The sequence below is a fragment of the Streptomyces iakyrus genome (assembly GCF_000717055.1).
Lineage (GTDB): Bacteria > Actinomycetota > Actinomycetes > Streptomycetales > Streptomycetaceae > Streptomyces > Streptomyces iakyrus.
In genome coordinates, this window is record NZ_JNXI01000138.1 from 1 (window position 1) to 322 (window position 322).

General features: G+C 63.7%; 1 protein-coding gene. It reads right to left on the reverse strand.

Going from position 1 to position 322, the window contains the following annotated elements; translation table 11 throughout:
* Nucleotides 1-157: 157 nt before the first annotated feature.
* Nucleotides 158-322, reverse strand: a 165-nt coding sequence (locus OO68_RS41845) for a transposase (protein WP_033314751.1), incomplete at its 5' end; no start/stop codon positions are given.

The following is a 322-nucleotide window of genomic DNA, read 5'->3' on the forward strand; positions in this document are numbered from 1 at the left end:
CCGCAACCCGGTGAACGTCTCCACCCACACCGGCTCAGCCCTCAACACCCCACCCATACAGGCAAAATGCCCGCCACCAAGCCTTCTGCAACACCCTTTAAAGGGTGTTGCAGAAGGCTTGGTGGCGGCATCTCTGGGTGATGGCTGGCCCGCTGTTTCACCCTGTCATGGCGAGGTTGTGCATGGTGGCGACGGCCTTGACGGCGTGGTGGAGGCCGTCGCCCCTTTGGCGGCAGTCGCGGAGGATCTTCCAGTTCTTCATTCGGGCGAAGGTGTGCTCGACGCGAGCCCGCACACGCCGGTGTTCGGCGTTGTCCTCCTC